Source organism: Mesorhizobium sp. B4-1-3 (assembly GCF_006439355.1).
Lineage (GTDB): Bacteria > Pseudomonadota > Alphaproteobacteria > Rhizobiales > Rhizobiaceae > Mesorhizobium.
In genome coordinates, this window is the sequence record NZ_VFTG01000013.1 from 71,116 (window position 1) to 87,537 (window position 16,422).

General features: G+C 65.0%; 13 protein-coding genes. 11 read left to right on the plus strand and 2 right to left on the minus strand.

The annotated features are described in order from the left end of the window. Positions 1 to 146: 146 nt before the first annotated feature. A complete protein-coding gene (locus FJW06_RS17705) occupies positions 147 to 1,625 on the minus strand; it encodes a PLP-dependent aminotransferase family protein (RefSeq protein WP_246674665.1) in 1,479 nt (492 codons plus the stop codon). A gap of 554 nt (positions 1,626 to 2,179) precedes the next feature. On the opposite strand from FJW06_RS17705, the gene iolE (FJW06_RS17715) reads away from it, so the two are divergent. From iolE (FJW06_RS17715) to FJW06_RS17745, 7 genes are read left to right on the plus strand one after another with little or no spacing between them, the layout of a single operon-like run. After that, positions 2,180 to 3,091 (plus strand): myo-inosose-2 dehydratase, encoded by a 912-nt coding sequence (gene iolE / locus FJW06_RS17715; RefSeq protein ID WP_140753515.1) that lies wholly within the window; start codon positions 2,180 to 2,182, stop codon positions 3,089 to 3,091. A gap of 27 nt (positions 3,092 to 3,118) precedes the next feature. Then, positions 3,119 to 4,216: an ABC transporter ATP-binding protein gene (locus tag FJW06_RS17720; RefSeq protein WP_140753516.1), complete on the plus strand. Its 1,098-nt coding sequence runs from the start codon at positions 3,119 to 3,121 to the stop codon at positions 4,214 to 4,216. Then, positions 4,213 to 5,526 carry an extracellular solute-binding protein gene (locus FJW06_RS17725; RefSeq protein WP_140753517.1) on the plus strand — a complete coding sequence of 438 codons (1,314 nt, stop codon included), beginning with the start codon at positions 4,213 to 4,215 and terminating at the stop codon, positions 5,524 to 5,526. Before FJW06_RS17720 ends, FJW06_RS17725 begins: the two co-directional genes overlap by 4 nt. Beyond that, positions 5,526 to 6,431: a sugar ABC transporter permease gene (locus tag FJW06_RS17730; protein WP_140753518.1), complete on the plus strand. Its 906-nt coding sequence runs from the start codon at positions 5,526 to 5,528 to the stop codon at positions 6,429 to 6,431. Before FJW06_RS17725 ends, FJW06_RS17730 begins: the two co-directional genes overlap by 1 nt. After that, a complete protein-coding gene (locus FJW06_RS17735; protein ID WP_140753519.1) occupies positions 6,428 to 7,246 on the plus strand; it encodes a carbohydrate ABC transporter permease in 819 nt (272 codons plus the stop codon). Before FJW06_RS17730 ends, FJW06_RS17735 begins: the two co-directional genes overlap by 4 nt. A gap of 55 nt (positions 7,247 to 7,301) precedes the next feature. Continuing rightward, positions 7,302 to 8,294, plus strand: a complete 993-nt coding sequence (gene iolG / locus FJW06_RS17740; RefSeq protein WP_140753520.1) for an inositol 2-dehydrogenase — start codon at positions 7,302 to 7,304, stop codon at positions 8,292 to 8,294. A 29-nt stretch (positions 8,295 to 8,323) separates the two neighbouring features. Further along, on the plus strand, positions 8,324 to 9,262 hold the full coding sequence (locus FJW06_RS17745; protein ID WP_140753521.1) for a sugar phosphate isomerase/epimerase: 939 nt from the start codon (positions 8,324 to 8,326) through the stop codon (positions 9,260 to 9,262). A gap of 68 nt (positions 9,263 to 9,330) precedes the next feature. Here FJW06_RS17745 and FJW06_RS17750 read toward each other — a convergent pair whose 3' ends face one another. After that, positions 9,331 to 10,440, minus strand: coding sequence for a Gfo/Idh/MocA family oxidoreductase (locus tag FJW06_RS17750; RefSeq protein WP_140753522.1), 1,110 nt, complete (start codon positions 10,438 to 10,440; stop codon positions 9,331 to 9,333). Between the two features lie 156 nt (positions 10,441 to 10,596). Here FJW06_RS17750 and FJW06_RS17755 point away from each other — a divergent pair, with 156 nt between their 5' ends. The 4 genes from FJW06_RS17755 (at position 10,597) to iolE (FJW06_RS17770) (ending at position 16,360) form a co-directional block, all read left to right on the plus strand. Next, a complete protein-coding gene (locus tag FJW06_RS17755; RefSeq protein WP_181178401.1) occupies positions 10,597 to 11,442 on the plus strand; it encodes a MurR/RpiR family transcriptional regulator in 846 nt (281 codons plus the stop codon). A 154-nt stretch (positions 11,443 to 11,596) separates the two neighbouring features. Next, positions 11,597 to 13,531: a 5-dehydro-2-deoxygluconokinase gene (iolC, locus tag FJW06_RS17760; RefSeq protein WP_140753524.1), complete on the plus strand. Its 1,935-nt coding sequence runs from the start codon at positions 11,597 to 11,599 to the stop codon at positions 13,529 to 13,531. 32 nt (positions 13,532 to 13,563) lie between these two features. Then, a complete protein-coding gene (gene iolD / locus FJW06_RS17765; RefSeq protein ID WP_140753525.1) occupies positions 13,564 to 15,408 on the plus strand; it encodes a 3D-(3,5/4)-trihydroxycyclohexane-1,2-dione acylhydrolase (decyclizing) in 1,845 nt (614 codons plus the stop codon). Between the two features lie 37 nt (positions 15,409 to 15,445). Continuing rightward, positions 15,446 to 16,360, plus strand: a complete 915-nt coding sequence (gene iolE, locus FJW06_RS17770; RefSeq protein ID WP_140753526.1) for a myo-inosose-2 dehydratase — start codon at positions 15,446 to 15,448, stop codon at positions 16,358 to 16,360. The last annotated feature ends 62 nt before the right edge of the window (positions 16,361 to 16,422 follow it).

The window sequence follows — 16,422 nt, forward strand, 5'->3', positions numbered from 1 at the left end:
CTTCCTCTCATACCAGACTTTTCCCGTGAAGGGTTCCCAACCTGAAGGGTTCCCAAAAGGAGTTCTTTAGAGGGCTACGGAGGAGATGTAGTTGTCATCATCGCTCGGCGCGCGGCGCGCCGTCATTGAAGCGACAAACGCTTCCCTCACCCCAGCACCTCCCCGATCGCCTGGGCCAACCTCTCCACCCCCTCCCTTGTCTGCGCCGCGTCACATGCGGCGTATCCCAGCACCAGGCCTTGGGTCGGCGCGGTGTTCTGGAAATATTTCGACAGCGGCGAGACGTTGATCGCCCTTTTCGCCGCGGCCTGGCTGACCTGGATGTCGTCGATGCCTTCCTTGAGATAGCCCACCACCTGGATGCCGGCTTCGGCCGGCGAAAGAGTGATCTCGTCGCGCAGGCGTTCGGCGACGATATCGCGGAAGAGCTGGCGGCGCTGGGCGTAGATGCGGCGCATGCGCTTCAGGTGCCGGCTCATATGGCCTTCGGTGATGAAATCGGCGAGAGCTGCCTGCAGCAGCAGCGGCGCGAACTGGCCGGTGGTGGAGAGGGCGTTGACGATGCGGCCGGCGAGCTCCGGCGGCAGCACCATGAAGCCGATGCGCAGCGCGGGGAACAGAAGCTTGGCGAAGGTGCCGACATAGATGACGCGGCCGGAGCGGTCCATGCTCTGGATCGCCGGCACGGGGCGGCCCTGGAAACGGTATTCGCCGTCGAAATCATCCTCGATCACCCAGGAATTCGCCGTCTCGGCGATGTCGAGCAGGCGCAGCCGCTCCTCCATGCGCATGGTGATGCCGAGCGGATGCTGGCAGGCCGGCGTCACATAGATGAGGCGCGGCGAAAAACTTGGAGCATCGAGACGCCAGCCGCGCTCCTGGTCGACCGCAATCGGCAGGATCCTGGCGCCGGCCACGGTGAAGGCGGCCTTGGCGCCGTAATAGCCGGGCTCCTCCATCCATACGGTGTCGTCGGGGTCGAGCAGCAGGCGCGCCAGAAGATCAAAGGCGGCCTGGGCGCCGGTGGTGACGACGATCTGCTCCGGCCGGCAGCGCACGCCGCGCGCGGAGAAGAGATAGCCGGCGATCGCCTCCTTCAGCGCCGGGTGGCCGGTGACGTCATAGGTGCCGAACAGCGTCTCGCCGCCATGGCTGGCGCGGCGCGCCACCAGCCGGCCCCAGACGCCGAAGGGAAAGCTCTGCGCATCCGGCATGCCGGGGTGGAAGGCGACATGCCCCGGACGGCCGTGATGGTAGGGCTGACTGAGCAGAAGCTGGCCGCGCAGCGAGGGTGAGCGCAGCGGCACCGGCGGCTCCTCGCGCGGCGACTCACGCGGGCCGTCGGGCAGGTCGACGATGACCGGGCGGGCGCCCCGGCGGTTGGCGAGATAGCCCTCGGTGACGAGCTGGTCGTAGGCGGCGACGATGGTGTTGCGGCCAAGGCCGAGCTCGGCGGCCAAAGCGCGGGTGGAAGGCAGTTCCGAGCCGGGAGGGAGCGCGCGGCTGCGGATGATGGCCACGAGGCCGTGATAGAGCTGGCGCGAGAGATGCTCGGGGCCGGCGCGGTTCACGGTGAGCGTGTCGAGGGGGAAGGGTTGGGGTTTGGGGTGCGGGCGCATTTTCATCGTGCGCCGTGGGCGATGCGGCTGCCGCGTGCGGGCCTTCCAGGTCGAGTTCCTTCGCGCCCCCCTCTGTCCTGCCGGACATCTCCCCCACTTGGGGGGAGATTGGCAGCTTCACCGCCCCGCTCTTTCCTGCGACGCTTGTGATTGGCGAAAGCCGGCGTGACATCGATCTCCCCCCTCGTGGGGGAGATGCCCGGTAGGGCAGAGGGGGGCGCTGTCCCGCCGACGATCGACATTTGCTGACGTCCGTTCCTTCTTCTCCCATCCTGCCACAGCCATCTCCCCGCACAAACTGGTTCCTTCATTTTCCGGAAAACTGGCCCTCGCGGGGGAGACAGAGCAGGTTAGACTTCGATCACTGACGTTGGGGCAAGACGTCGACAAGGACATGCAAGACGGGGACATGCACGACGGGGACATGTGAGGCTCGGCGCTGGGAGGGCGTCCGGCCGAACGAAACGGCAGGGTTTCGCCCTGCCGCTAGCAATCGCAGCCATCTCCTCCCGAGATCATGAACCCCGCAGCCATACCGGCTGCGGGGCGGAAAGCGAGCAATGACGACCATACGACTTGGCATCAACCCGATCACCTGGACCAATGACGACGTACCGGAACTGGGCGGCGACACGCCGCTCGAGACGTGCCTGAGCGAAACCGCGGAAGCCGGCTATGCGGGCACCGAGCTTGGCGGCAAGTTCCCGCGCGACAGTCGCACGCTGCGGCCCATCCTCGACCATTACGGGCTGGCGCTGGTCTCCGGCTGGTATGACGGGCGCATCTGCGAGAAGGATGTGGACGAGGAGTTCGAGGCGATCCGACCGCATCTGACGCTGCTGCGCGACCTCGGCGCCCGGCATGTCGTCTATGCCGACACCTCGCGCGGCCGGCATGGCGCGATCCACGATCCGATCTCGCAGCGGCCGAAGCTGATGGACTGCGAATGGAAGGCCTATGGCGCCAAGATCACCCGGCTCGCCGAGCGTTTTTCCGATTTCGGCGTCGGCATGGCCTTCCACCATCACATGGGCACGATCGTCGAGACCGACCAGGAGATCGACAGGCTGATGCACACGACCGGCGAGGCGGTCGGCCTGCTCTACGATACCGGGCATTGCGCCTTTTCGGGCGGCGACCCGGAGCGATTGCTGCGCCGGCATGTCGAGCGCGTCGTGCATGTGCATTGCAAGGACGTGCGCCCGGCTATCTTGAAGAAGGCGCGTGAGGCCGACATGAGCTTCATGGGCGCGGTGATGGAAGGGATCTTCACCGTGCCGGGCGACGGCGCGATCGACTATCCGACGCTGCTCAGGATCCTCGCCGACCAGGGCTATTCCGGCTGGCTGGTGGTGGAGGCCGAGCAGGATCCGGCCAAGGCGCATCCCCTGACCTATGCCACGATGGGCTACCGCAGCCTGAAGAAACTGGCCGAGAGTGCGGGTTTCCACGTGCACGAGCGGAAAACCTGAAGGCGGAATGGGGCGCCGGGGAGGGAAATGAGTTCGGTTCTGTACCAGAAGGTGGTCAAGAATTTCGGCGCGCTCAACGTGCTGCGATCGCTCGACCTCGCCGTGCCGGACCATAAGTTCCTTGCCCTCCTCGGTCCATCGGGCTGCGGCAAGACGACAGCGCTGCGCATCCTCGCCGGGCTCGACATGCCGACCGCCGGCAAGGTCTTCATCGGCGAACGGGACGTGACCCGGCTGCAGCCGCGCGATCGTGACATCGCCATGGTGTTCCAGAGCTACGCGCTCTATCCCCAAATGACGGTCGCCGAAAACATCGGCTATCCGCTGTGGATCCGCGGCACGCCGGATGCCGGGCGCAAAGCCAAGATCGGCGAGGTCGCCGCGGTCCTCGAGATCGGCCATCTGCTCGACCGCCGGCCGCGCCAGCTCTCCGGCGGCCAGCGCCAGCGCGTGGCGCTGGCCCGTGCCATCGTGCGCGACCCGGCCGCCTTCCTCATGGACGAGCCGCTGTCCAATCTCGACGCGCGGCTAAGGCTCACCATGCGCGGCGAGATCAAGCGGCTCTGCCAGCGGCTCAGCGCCACCACCATCTATGTCACCCACGACCAGGTCGAGGCGCTCACCATGGCCGATCTCGTCGCGGTCATGCATGGCGGCGAATTGCAGCAGATGGCGCCGCCGATAGAGATCTACGACCGACCGGCCAATCGCTTCGTCGCAACCTTCGTCGGCAATCCGCCGATGAACATCCTGCCGGCAGGGCTCTCCGAGCAAGGCGTCCTTGTGGCCGGCAAGGCGGTCGGTCTGGATGGCGCACGGCTCGCCGCCTGCCGCGCCGCTTCCGTTGCCGAAATCGGCCTGCGGCCGGAGGACTGCAGCGTCGCCCCCGTCGATACGCCGGATGCCCTGCCCGGCGAGATCTACGTCGTCGAACCGATGGGCAATGAGACGCTGGTCAATGTCCGCCTCGATGGAGGCAACGTCTCGGTACGGGCCGGCCGCGATTTCCGGGGTGTGGTGGGTGAAAGCATCGGCGTCGCCTTCGACCCGGCGAATGCCTGTTTCTTCAATTCGGCCGGCCTGACAGCCGTCCACAGGGTCAACAACAATGGGAGAGTGACATGATGCATTCCAGCAGACTTACTCGCCGCTCCGTCATCAAGGGTGGACTTGGCCTGGCTTTGGCCACCACCGCCCTGACCACGCTCGGCCTGCCGATGCCCGCGAAGGCAGCCGGCAAGAAGGTGATCATCGGCGCCTTCGCCGATGGCGGGCTGACGCCATTCAAGGAAAAGATCATCCCGCTGGCCAAGGAACAGGGCTTCGACATCCAGTTCCTCGAGGACGAATACGGGGTGACGCTTGAGAAGTGGTTCGCCGACGCCCAGAGCGGCGCCGGCCAGTACGATCTCTACCTGCTCGACGACCCGTGGGTGCCGCAGTTCGGCGCCGCCAACGTGCTCGAGGACCTCGGCGCCGGCGGCATCGACGGGTCGGACAAGGACTGGATCAGCCCGATGATCGACATGGGCTACTGGCCGCCGCAGCAGGGGCCGCGCGTCAAGGGCTTCGAGAACGCCAAGCCGACGCTGATCTGCGTGCCCTTCGTCGGCGACCTGCAGACGCTCACCTATCGTAACGACGTCTTCACCGGCGGCGCGCCCAAGACCTGGGACGAGGTGATCGCCAAGGGCAAGGAAGGCGTGGCGGCCGGCAAGATCAAGTACCCGGTCGTCTTCCGGGGTGTCTCCGGCAACCCGATCGTCACCAGCTGGTATCCCATCTTCCTGTCGTTCGGCGGCTCGTTCTTCGACGACAAGTGGAACCCGATCTTCAACTCGACCCAAGGCAAGGCCTCGGCCGATTTCTTCGTCGGCACGATGAAGCAGAACGCGCCGAGCGGCGTGGTCGAGTTCGACTCCGATCAGGAGGGCGCGGCAATCCTCGGCGGCGAGGCCGGCGCCATCATCCAGTATTCGGGCAACGCGCTGAAGGCCGACGATCCGGCGCAGACCAAAGTCGCCGGCAAGCTCGATTTCGGCGTCGTGCCGAAGCAGGAAAAGGCGATCGCTCAGATGGGCATCTTCATCGCCGGCGTGCCGAAATCGGCGCCCAACAAGGCGAACTCGATCGCCTTCCTGAAATGGTATGTCAGCGCCGAAACCCAGGCTAAGCTCTCGGAAGCGGGCTCTATTCCCGTCAAGCGCAGCGCCTTCGGCATCGCAAAGCCGGGCAACCGGTTGATCCCGGTCGCGCTGCAGCAGCTCGACGCGGGCGCCTTGCCGCGGCCGCGCACGCCGGACTGGGCAAAGGTCGAGGAACTGCTCGGCATCGAGCTCAACAAGGCGCTGCAAGCCGGCTCCGGCGGCGGCGCCGCACTCGACACGGCCGCCAAGCAGGTCAAGGACTATCTCACCACGGCCGGATACTACTGATGCGAACCGGCACGCAGGCACGCAAATATCGCCTGCAGGGGGCGGGGCTCGACCTCGCCCTTCCCTACCTCATGCTGGCGCCGGGCCTGACGATCGTGCTCGGCATACTCGTCTATCCACTGTGGGATGGGCTCCGAGCCAGCACCAGAGCCTATCGCTATGGCTCGCCGGTGGCCGATGTCGGCCTGCAGAACTATCTGCATCTGTGGAGCGACGCGCAGTTTCTCAACGCGCTCTGGGTCACGGTGAAGTTCGTGGCGCTGTCGGTGTCTTTCGAGGCGGTGCTGGGCTTCGCGCTGGCGCTGTTTTGCCTGCACGAGTTCCGCGGCATCCGGCTGCTCAGGACCGTGCTGATCATTCCCATGGTGATCACGCCCGTCGTCGTCGCCATCGTCTTCCGACTGATCTATGCCAGCGACGCCGGAATGCTGACTGCGCTATGCAAAGCCATGGGCGGCGGCGGGGTCCAGATCCTAGGCAATCCGCTCAATGCCTTTATCGGCCTGGTGGCGCTCGACGTCTGGGAATGGACGCCGCTGATGTTCCTGATCCTACTTGCCGGGCTGCAATCGCTGCCGCACGAGCCGTTCGAGGCGGCGCGCGTCGACGGCGCCGGCGCTTGGCGCGTCTTTGCCGATCTCACCTTTCCGATGATGCGGCCGGTGCTGGCGGTGGCGATCGTTCTCAGGACCATCGACGCCTTCGGCACCTTCGACCAGGTTTTCGTCTTGACCCGTGGCGGGCCGGGCGAAGCGACGAGGCTGATCTCGATCTACGGCTACGATACCGCGTTCAAGTTCCAGCAGACCGGGTACGCGGCGGCGCTGTTCGTGACGATCGGCCTCGTCGTGCTCGCGCTCGCCTTCAGCGCCATCAGGCTGCTGCGCAGGATCGACGCGTCATGAGCAACCGTATGGCGCGCATCCTCACCACCATCTTCGTGCTGGCCGTCGTGCTGCTGCCGATCTACTGGCTGGTCTCGACCTCGCTCAAATCGAACCGCGAGATCACTCAGGAAGGCACGCTCTACCCGCATGTGCCGACGCTCGACAATTATGTGCGGCTGTTTACCGAAAAGCAGTTCGGCTCCTATTTGACGAACTCGCTGGTGGTGACCTTCTTCTCGGTCGCGGTCGCGCTGATCGTCGGCGCGATGGGCGCCTATGCGATTGCCAGGTTCCGGCTGCCTTTCGCCGCGGAGCGCAAGGTCGGTCTGTTCCTACTCACCCTGCGCATCATCCCGCCGGTCGTCATCCTGATTCCCGTCTATCTGTTGATGCTCAGCCTCGGCCTGCTCGACAGCTGGCTCGGCCTGATCGCCACCTACACCGCCTTCAACGTCACCTTCTGCGTCTGGATGATGGAGAGCTTCTTTCGCGAGATTCCCGTCGATCTCGAGGAAGCGGCGATGGTCGACGGCGATTCGCGCTTCGGCGCCTTCCGCCGCATCACGCTGCCGTTGGCGGCACCGGGGCTCGCGGCCACCGCCATCTTCGCCGTGCTGGTCACGTTCAACGAGTTCCTCTTCGCGCTGGCGCTGACGGCGACGCCGCGCGCCATGACCATGCCGCGCGGGACGGCGACGCTGATCGGCCGCATCGACACCGACTGGGCCTCGATGGCGGCGGCCGGCGTCATCGGCGCGCTGCCGATCGTGTTCTTCGCGCTGCTGGTGCAGCGGCATCTGGTGCGCGGGCTGACCATGGGCGCGGTGAAATAGATGCCGGGCATGTTGAACTTGCCGTCGCGGACGGCCGCACAGGAAAGTTGAACGCATGATGGATGTTTGTCTGTTCGGGGTCGGACTGATCGGAAGGGTGCACGCGAGCAATCTCGCGCGCCACCCAAAGGTGCGGCTGCGCTACATCGTCGACCCCAATCGCGAGGCGGCCGAGACGGTCGCAGCCGTAACCGGCGCCGAGATCGTGGACACCCAGACCGTTATGAACGATCCGGCAGTGAAGATGGTGTTCATCGCATCGGCGACGCGCACCCACGCCGATCTCGCCATGGCTGCGGCGTCAAAGGGCAAGGCGATCTTCTGCGAGAAGCCGATCGATCTCGACCTCAAGCGCACGGACGAGTGCCTGGCTGCGGTCGCGAAAGCTGGCGTGCCGTTCCAGATCGGCTTCAACCGCCGCTTCGATCCGAGCTTCCGGGCGCTGAAGGAGCGCCTCGACGGCGGCGAGATCGGCGCCGTCGAGCAAGTCATCATCACGAGCCGCGACCCCGAACCGGAAACCGAGGAAGCTCTGGCCGGAGGCGGCGGCGTCTTTCGCGAGATGACCATCCACGACTTCGATATGGCGCGAAACATGCTCGGCGAAGAGCCTGTGGAGCTGTTCGCGACCGGCTCCTCGCTGGTGGCGCCGCAATACCGGAAGCTCGGCGATTACGACACCGCGATGTTCATCCTGCGCACCGCGTCGGGCCGGCAATGTCACATCAACAACAGCGTCAGAGCGGCTTACGGCTACGATCAGCGCATCGAGGTGCACGGCGCCGAAGGCATGCTGCAGGCCGGCAACCGGCTGCCGACCTCGGTGGAAAAGTATGGCGGCAAAGGTATATCGCGCGACAAGCCCTACTATTTCTTTGTCGAACGCTACACGGAATCCTACGCCGCCGAAATCGAGCACTTCATCACCTGCGTCGAAACGGGCAGACGGCCGGCGGTCACCGCCAGCGACGGCCGCAAGGCAATGATCCTTTGTGAGGCGGCGCTTGCGTCGGCTCGGTCCGGCAGGTTCGAACCGGTGAAACTCTGAACGGTCTGAAGGCAAGCGGGAGTTCCGATATGAAGATTGGCATGATCACCGACAGCCTGGGCAACCTGTCCTTCGATGAGATGCTGCGCGTCTCGGCGGAACTCGGACTGGAAACGCTGGAGTTCGCCTGCGGCAACTGGTCGTCGGCGCCGCATGTCGATCTGACGGGGATGCTGGACAGCGCCGCGACTCGTTCTGAATTCGCTGCCAAGGTCCGCGACCATGGGCTGACGATCGCGGCGCTCAACTGCTCGGGCAATCCGCTGCACCCGGGGCCGCAGGGCAAGAAGCACCGCCAGGTGACCGAGGATACGATCCGGCTGGCGAGCCTGATGGGCATCGATCGCGTGGTGATGATGTCCGGCCTACCAGGCGGACCCGGCGACGCCAACCCCAACTGGATCGTCACCGACTGGCCGCCCGAATGCGCCGACATCCAGCGCTACCAGTGGGACGATTGCATCATCCCCTATTGGCGCGATCTGGTGAAATTTTCGAACAATCTCGGCATTGGCAAGCTCTGCCTGGAACTGCACGGCCACCAGGCCGTGTACAACGTGCAGACGCTGTTCCGGCTGCGCGATGCCGTCGGCGAGACGGTCGGCGCGAACTACGATCCGAGTCATCCGATGTGGATGGGCGCCGATCCGATCGCCGCCGTTCGCAAGCTCGGCTCGGCGATCTACTATGTCCACGCCAAGGACACGCGCGTCGAACCCATTCCGGCCGCCATCGACGGGGTTCTCGATGCGCGCCCGCCAAACCACTATGCCGAAAGGGCTTGGAATTACATCACGCTGGGCTACGGCCACGGTGAAACTTGGTGGCGGCAGTTCTGCACGGCGCTGAAGCAGGCCGGCTACGACGATGTGCTTTCGATCGAGCACGAAGACATGATGCTGTCGCCGATAGAAGGCATGCGCAAATCCGTGGCGCTGCTGCGCAATGTCGCCATCAACCTAGCCTGATGCTCAGATCCGATTTTGCGTCGACCGACCGCCATGAGCCACCATACCGGTCCCGGCGCTCGGCCCAATCACCTCACATCGACCCAGCGCTGCTCCTGGAACGAACGCGCCATGGCATGCACGGTGCGCTCGATCTCCAGCCCCTCATCGAAGTCGATGATGCGGGCCGGCTTGCCGGCGATGCGCATCAGAAGCTCGCGGCATTCGATCATCTTGAGGTCGTTGAAGCCGAGGCCGTGGCCAGGCGCCGGCAGGAAGGAATCGTAAGGCTTGTGGTGCGGCGCCACCAGGATGGTGCGGTAGCCCTGCTCGGTCGGCCGGTCGGCGGTGAGGTAGAGCTGGAACTCGTTCATCCGCTCCTGGTCGTAGAGGATCGAGCCCTTCGAGCCGAAGATCTGGATGGCGATGCGGCCCTTGCGGCCCCAGGCCGAGCGGTTGACGAGCAGCGTGCCGGCAACGCCGTTCTCGAGGTGCATCAAGACGCTGGCGATGTCGTAGGTCTCGACCGCGCGGCGGGCGCCGGACGCCGTCTTGCGGTCGGCATAGGGTTTGACCATGTCGCACATGACCCGGCTGACGCGGCCGAACAGGGCCTTGATCAGCGACAGCGGATGCACGGCGAAATCGTCGAGGGCGCCATAGCCGGACGAAGCCTCGTGCTTCCAGAAGAACAGCGCTTCCGGATCGGCCATGAAATCCTCGTCCATCTCGATGCGCACGAGATTGACGTCGCCGATGATCTTCTCCTCGAGCAGCGCGCCGATATGGCGGATGGCCGGGTTCTGGATGTAGTTGTAGCCGAGCACGGCGACCTTGCCGGATGTCTTTGCGGCCTTCGCCATCGCCTCGGCCTCCGCGAAGCTCGGCGCCATCGGCTTCTCGCACCACAGATGCTTGCCGGCTTCGAGGATGGCGATCGCCATTTCCGGGTGGAACTGGTTTGGCGTGGTCAGCGACACGATTTCGACGTCAGGATCATTGACCACGGCGCGCCAATCGCCGGAGCCTTTTGCGAAGCCGAACTCGGCAGCTTTGCGTTTGGCCAATTCGTCATTCACCTCGCCCAGATGCACCAGCTTCGGCTTCTCGACATCGGGAAAGACGGCGCCCACCGCGTTCCAGGCGATGGCGTGGCACTTGCCCATGAAGCCCGTGCCGATGAGGCCCACTCCGACCATGTCTATTGTCTCCAGATGCGGGGAATAGCGATATGGATGAATTAGTCCATTTTCGTATAGAATGGAACATACAAATCATTTTTTATGGTGTTCTTGCGCGAACTCGCTATGATGAGGCAGGAGAGGGAAAACCTTATGGGCGTGGGCGGAGCGACGATGGACGAACGGGTGCCTCGCGATTTCGAAACGCTGCGCACGACGATCCTGGACAGGCGCGCGAGCCTGCCCAAGCGCATCGCGCAGATCGCCGCCTATGCGCTCGACAATCCCGACGACATCGCCTTCGGCACGGCGGCCAGCATCGCCGCCTCGGCCGGCGTGCAGCCCTCGACGCTGATCCGTTTTGCCCAGCAACTCGGCTTCGACGGTTTCACCAGCCTGCAGCAGGTTTTCCGCGAACGGCTGCGCGAGCGCAACTCCTCCTATGACGAGCGGCTGGCGGCGCTGCGCGCCAAGGCCGAGGAAGGCGGCGGGCATCGGGCGATCTTCGACGGTTTCGTCGCCGCCGCCAGCACTTCGCTCGGCGACATTTCGCGCGCGTTGAACGATGCCCATTTCGAAGAGGCAGTCAATTTGCTGGCGAAGGCCGAGACCATCTATGTGCTGGCCAAGCGCCGCTCCTATCCGGTCGCCTCCTACATCGCCTACGCGCTGGGCAAGCTCAAGATCCGCAACCAGCTGATTGAATCGGCCGCGGGGCTCAACGCCGAGATGATCGGCTTCGCCACACCGCGCGACGCCGTCATTGCCATCAGCTTCTCGCCTTACGCGCCGGCGACCATTGAGGAGACGCGCTCGATCGCAGAACAGGGCGTGCCGATCGTGGCGATCACCGACTCGTCCTTCTCGCCGCTGGCGCAATTCGCCAAGGTCTGGTTCGAGGTCGCCGAGGCCGATTTCGGCGGCTTCCGCTCGATTTCGGCGACGATGGCGCTGGCCATGGCGCTGACCGTCGCCGTCGGCGAGAAGCGTCGCGAAGCCGGACGCCGGCGCAAGGGCTGAGCCTCGCCGCGAAGCGCTTTTCGGCTTGGGAACGCTCATTCCATATTGACTGTAGATTGGAATTAATATTTCATATTGACGACACCACGCCGTCGCCGGCGCGTGCTGTCCAAAACGACGCTGCTCTGCACGACAAGGCCGATGGGAGGTTCGAATGGGCGAAGCCGTGGAAGGGAAATACCCGCCGCTCGACGTCATCACCATCGGCCGCGCCTCGGTCGATCTCTATGGCCAGCAGATCGGCTCGCGGCTGGAGGACATCACCTCCTTCGCCAAGTCGGTCGGCGGCTGCCCGGCCAATATTTCCGTCGGCACCGCAAGGCTCGGCCTGCGCTCGGCGCTGCTGACGCGCGTCGGCGACGAGCAGATGGGCCGCTTCATCCGCGAGCAGCTTCGGCGCGAGGGCGTCTCGGTCGACGGGCTGAAGACCGACAAGGAACGCCTGACGGCTCTGGTGCTGCTTTCGGTCGAGAGCGAAGGCGTCTCACCGATGATCTTCTACCGCTCCGACTGTGCCGACATGGCGCTGGCGGAGGAAGACATCGACGAGGCCTTCATCGCCTCGGCCCGCTCGGTCGTCGTCACCGGCACGCATTTCTCGCGGCCGAACTCCGATGCCGCGCAGCGCAAGGCCATCCGCCTGATGAAGGCCCAAGGTGGCAAGGTTGTCTTCGACATCGACTACCGCCCGAACCTCTGGGGCCTTGCCGGTCATGCCGAGGGTTTCGAACGCTACGTGAAATCCGACCGCGTCTCGGCGCAGCTGAAGACCGTGCTGCCGGATTGCGACCTTATCGTCGGCACCGAAGAGGAGATCATGATCGCGTCGGGCGCCGATGATTGCCTGAGCGCGCTGAAGACGATCCGCGCGCTGTCCGCCGCCACCATCGTGCTGAAGCGCGGCGCCAAGGGCTGCATCGTCTATGACGGGCCGATCAGCGACGACCTCGAGGATGGCATCGTCGGTAAGGGTTTTCCGATCGAGATCTACAATGTGCTGGGCGCCGGCGACGCCTTCATGTCGGGCTTCCTGCGCGGCTGGCTGGGGGGCGAAAGCTTTGCCACCGCCGCGACCTGGGCCAATGCCTGCGGCGCCTTTGCCGTGTCGCGCCTGCTCTGCGCGCCGGAATATCCGACCTTCGAGGAGCTGCAGTTCTTCCTGAAGCACGGCAGCAAGCATCTGGCGCTGCGCAAGGACGAGGCTATCAACCACATCCATTGGGCGACGACGCGCCGGCGCGATATCCCTTCGCTGATGGCTCTAGCCTGCGACCACCGCGTGCAGCTGGAAGATGTCGCGGCGAGGGTCGGCGCCGACGCCTCGCGCATTCCGGATTTCAAGGTGCTGACTGTCAAGGCCGCCGCAAAAGTCGCCGCCGGCCGCGACGGCTACGGCATGCTGATCGACGAGAAATACGGGCGCGACGCGATGTTCGAATTCGCCCGTCATCCCTTCGCCTGGCTCGGCCGCCCGGTTGAGCTTCCGGGATCGCGGCCGCTGCGTTTCGAGTTTTCGCAGGACATCGGCTCGCAGCTCGCCGAATGGCCAGTCGACCACTGCATCAAATGCCTGTGCTTCTATCACCCGGACGATCCGGAGACGCTGAAGACCGAGCAGCAGCAGAAGCTGCGCGCCTTGTTCGAGGCGGCGCGGAAAGTCGGCCGCGAATTGCTGGTCGAGATCATCGCCGGCAAGCATGGCAAGCTCGACGACACCACCATTCCGCGCGCACTGGAAGAACTCTATGCGCTGGGCATCAAGCCCGACTGGTGGAAGCTCGAACCGCAGGCTTCCGCAGGCGCCTGGGCCAAGATCGAACAGGTGATCGTCAGGAACGACCCCTGGTGCCGTGGCGTCGTGCTGCTTGGACTGGAGGCGCCGCAGGACGAGCTGGTCGCGGCCTTCGCCGCGACCGCCAATGCGCCGATCGTCAAAGGTTTCGCCGTCGGTCGCACCATCTTCGTCAACGCCGCCGAACAATGGCTGGCCGGCAGGATGTCGGATGACGAGGCGATCGCCGACATGGCCGCGCGCTTCGAACAGTTGACCGAGGCATGGCTTGCCGCGCGTGGCCGCAAGGCCGCATAAGAAGACCGCTGAAGGACTGCGGAGGAGACATCATGAGCAAGACAATCCGCCTGACGATGGCGCAGGCGCTGACCCGCTTCCTCAGCCGGCAAATGACCGAGATCGATGGGAAAAAGGTGCCGATCTTCGGCGGGGTCTGGGCGATCTTCGGCCACGGCAATGTCGCCGGCATCGGCGAGGCGCTCTACCAGGTGCGCGACGAGCTGCCGACCTTCCGCGCCCATAACGAGCAGGCGATGGCGCATGCGGCGATCGCCTATGGCAAGGCGAATTTCCGCCGCCGCTTCATGGCCGCGACCTCTTCAATCGGCCCCGGCGCGCTCAACATGGTGACGGCGGCGGCGCTCGCGCATGTGAACCGGTTGCCCGTCCTGTTTTTGCCCGGCGATGTCTTCGCCAACCGCCTGCCGGACCCGGTGCTGCAGCAGGCCGAGGATTTCTCCGACGGCACCGCTACCGTCAACGACTGCTTCCGTCCTGTATCGCGCTATTTCGACCGCATCACGCGGCCGGAGCAGATCATCCCGGCGCTGAATCGCGCCATGCAGGTGCTGACCGATCCAGCCGAATGTGGCCCGGTCACGCTCTCGCTCTGCCAGGACGTGCAGGCCGAGGCCTACGATTATCCCGAAAGCCTGTTCGCGGAAGGGGTCTGGACGCCGCGCCGGCTGCGCCCGGACCGCAATGAGCTTGCTGCTGCGGTCGCGGCGCTGAAGGGCGCCAAGAAGCCGCTGGTGATCGCCGGCGGCGGGGTGCTCTATTCGCAGGCTTCCGGTGAACTGGCCAAGCTGGTGCAGGGCGCCGGCATTCCGGTCTGCGAGACACAGGGCGGCAAATCCTCGCTGCCCGATGATCATCCGCTCAACATGGCCGCCGTCGGCGTGACCGGCACGTCGGCCGCCAACCGGCTGGCCGAGGAAGCCGATGTCGTGCTCGCCGTCGGCACCAGGCTGCAGGATTTCACCACCGGCTCCTGGGCGCTGTTCAAGAATGCCGGCCGCACCATTATTGGCCTGAATACCCAGGTGTTCGACGCCGGCAAGCATTGGGCGCTGCCGCTGGTCGCCGACGCGGGCGAGGGTCTGGCAGAACTTAACGCAGCGCTGCAGGGCTGGAAGGCACCCGCCGCCTGGACCGACAATGCGCTGAAGGGCAAGACGGAATGGCAGGCCGCCGCCGCCAAGGTGACCGCCTCGACCAACGCCGCCTGTCCTTCCGATGCGCAGGTGATCGGCGCCGTGCAGCGCGCCATGGGTTCGGGCGTCACGCTGCTGCATGCCGCGGGCGGCCTGCCCGGCGAGTTGCACAAGCTCTGGCAGGCCGGCGCGCCGGGCTCCTACCATGCCGAATACGGCTTCTCGACCATGGGCTATGAGATCGCCGGCGGGCTCGGCGTGAAGATGGCGAAGCCCGACCAGGAGGTGGTCGTCATGGTCGGCGACGGCTCCTACCTGATGCTCAATTCCGAGATCGCCACCTCGGTGATGCTTGGCCTGAAGCTCACCGTCGTGCTCCTCGACAATCGCGGCTATGGCTGCATCAACCGGCTGCAGATGGCGACCGGCGGCGCCAACTTCAACAATCTCTTGAAGGACGCGCGCCACGAGGTGCTGCCCGATGTCGACTTCGCCGCGCATGCGGCAAGCATGGGCGCCGTGGCCGAGAAGGTGGCGTCGATCGCCGAGCTGGAAACGGCGCTCGCCAAGGCCAGGAAGAACGACAGGACGACGGTGCTGGTCATCGACACCGATCCGCTGGTTTCGACCGAGGCCGGCGGCCACTGGTGGGATGTCGCCGTACCGGAAGTGTCGTCGCGGCCCCAGGTGAACGCCGCGCGCAAGAAATATGAGGAAGCCGTGGTCAGCCGTCAGGGCTGAACCAGCCTCGCAACGAACCGACATTTGGAGTGACGACTTGAAAGCCAAACTAGGCATGTCCCCGATCGCGTGGTGGAACGACGATCTCGTGGAACTGAGCGACGACGTGTCGCTGGAGGAGTGCCTGCGACAATCGCGCTCGGCCGGCTTCACCGGCATGGAGATGGGCCGCCGCTTCCCCAACGACCCGAAAGTGATGCTGCCGATCCTCAAGGAGGCCGATGTGACGCTTTGCGGCGGCTGGTTCTCCGGCACGCTGGTCAATGAGGACCTGGCCAGGAACAAGGACCGTATCCAGCCGATGATCGAACTGTTCAAGGCGGTAGACGCGCCCTGCATCGTCTATGGCGAAGTCGGCCGTTCCATCCAGGGCGACCGCTCCAAGCCTTTGGCTACCAAGCCGAAGCTTTCCGACGACGAGATGAAGGCCTATGGCCGGCTCGTCACCGAATTCGGCGAATGGTGCGCGGAGCAAGGCATGCCGCTTTCCTACCACCACCACATGGCTGCTGTGGTCGAGACCGAGCCGGAGCTCGACGCCTTCATGCGCAACTCCGGCGAAGGCATTCCGCTCTTGCTCGACGCCGGCCATCTCGCCTTTGCCGGCGGCGACGTGCTGCGCGCCATCGACAACCACCACAAGCGCATCAACCACGTCCATGTGAAGGATGTGCGCATGGGGGTGATCGAGGGGCTCGACCGCTCGAAGCAGTCGTTCCTCGACGCCGTGGCGCTCGGCGCGTTCACCGTGCCAGGCGACGGCTGGCTCGATTTCGGCGCCATCGTCCAGCGTTTCGCCGATCACGGCTATGAAGGCTGGTTCGTGGTCGAGGCGGAGCAGGATCCGAAGAAGAACCCGCCGCTCAAGATGGCTCAAGTCGGCCACAAGGAGCTGATGCGGGTGATGACGGCCGCCGGCTACACGGTGGAGACACAAGGGTTTCCGGCGTAAACGGTGGATTCGCCGCGGCGCGCGGTCTATCCGTTGCGCTTGGGCAAATCCTGGATTGGCGC

Coding starts and splice junctions, on each gene's coding strand:
- FJW06_RS17705 (WP_246674665.1), bottom strand. CDS start 1,625: ATGAAAATGCGCCCGCACCCCAAACCCCAACCCTTCCCCCTCGACACG.
- iolE (WP_140753515.1), top strand. CDS start 2,180: ATGACGACCATACGACTTGGCATCAACCCGATCACCTGGACCAATGAC.
- FJW06_RS17720 (WP_140753516.1), top strand. CDS start 3,119: ATGAGTTCGGTTCTGTACCAGAAGGTGGTCAAGAATTTCGGCGCGCTC.
- FJW06_RS17725 (WP_140753517.1), top strand. CDS start 4,213: ATGATGCATTCCAGCAGACTTACTCGCCGCTCCGTCATCAAGGGTGGA.
- FJW06_RS17730 (WP_140753518.1), top strand. CDS start 5,526: ATGCGAACCGGCACGCAGGCACGCAAATATCGCCTGCAGGGGGCGGGG.
- FJW06_RS17735 (WP_140753519.1), top strand. CDS start 6,428: ATGAGCAACCGTATGGCGCGCATCCTCACCACCATCTTCGTGCTGGCC.
- iolG (WP_140753520.1), top strand. CDS start 7,302: ATGATGGATGTTTGTCTGTTCGGGGTCGGACTGATCGGAAGGGTGCAC.
- FJW06_RS17745 (WP_140753521.1), top strand. CDS start 8,324: ATGAAGATTGGCATGATCACCGACAGCCTGGGCAACCTGTCCTTCGAT.
- FJW06_RS17750 (WP_140753522.1), bottom strand. CDS start 10,440: ATGGTCGGAGTGGGCCTCATCGGCACGGGCTTCATGGGCAAGTGCCAC.
- FJW06_RS17755 (WP_181178401.1), top strand. CDS start 10,597: ATGGACGAACGGGTGCCTCGCGATTTCGAAACGCTGCGCACGACGATC.
- iolC (WP_140753524.1), top strand. CDS start 11,597: ATGGGCGAAGCCGTGGAAGGGAAATACCCGCCGCTCGACGTCATCACC.
- iolD (WP_140753525.1), top strand. CDS start 13,564: ATGAGCAAGACAATCCGCCTGACGATGGCGCAGGCGCTGACCCGCTTC.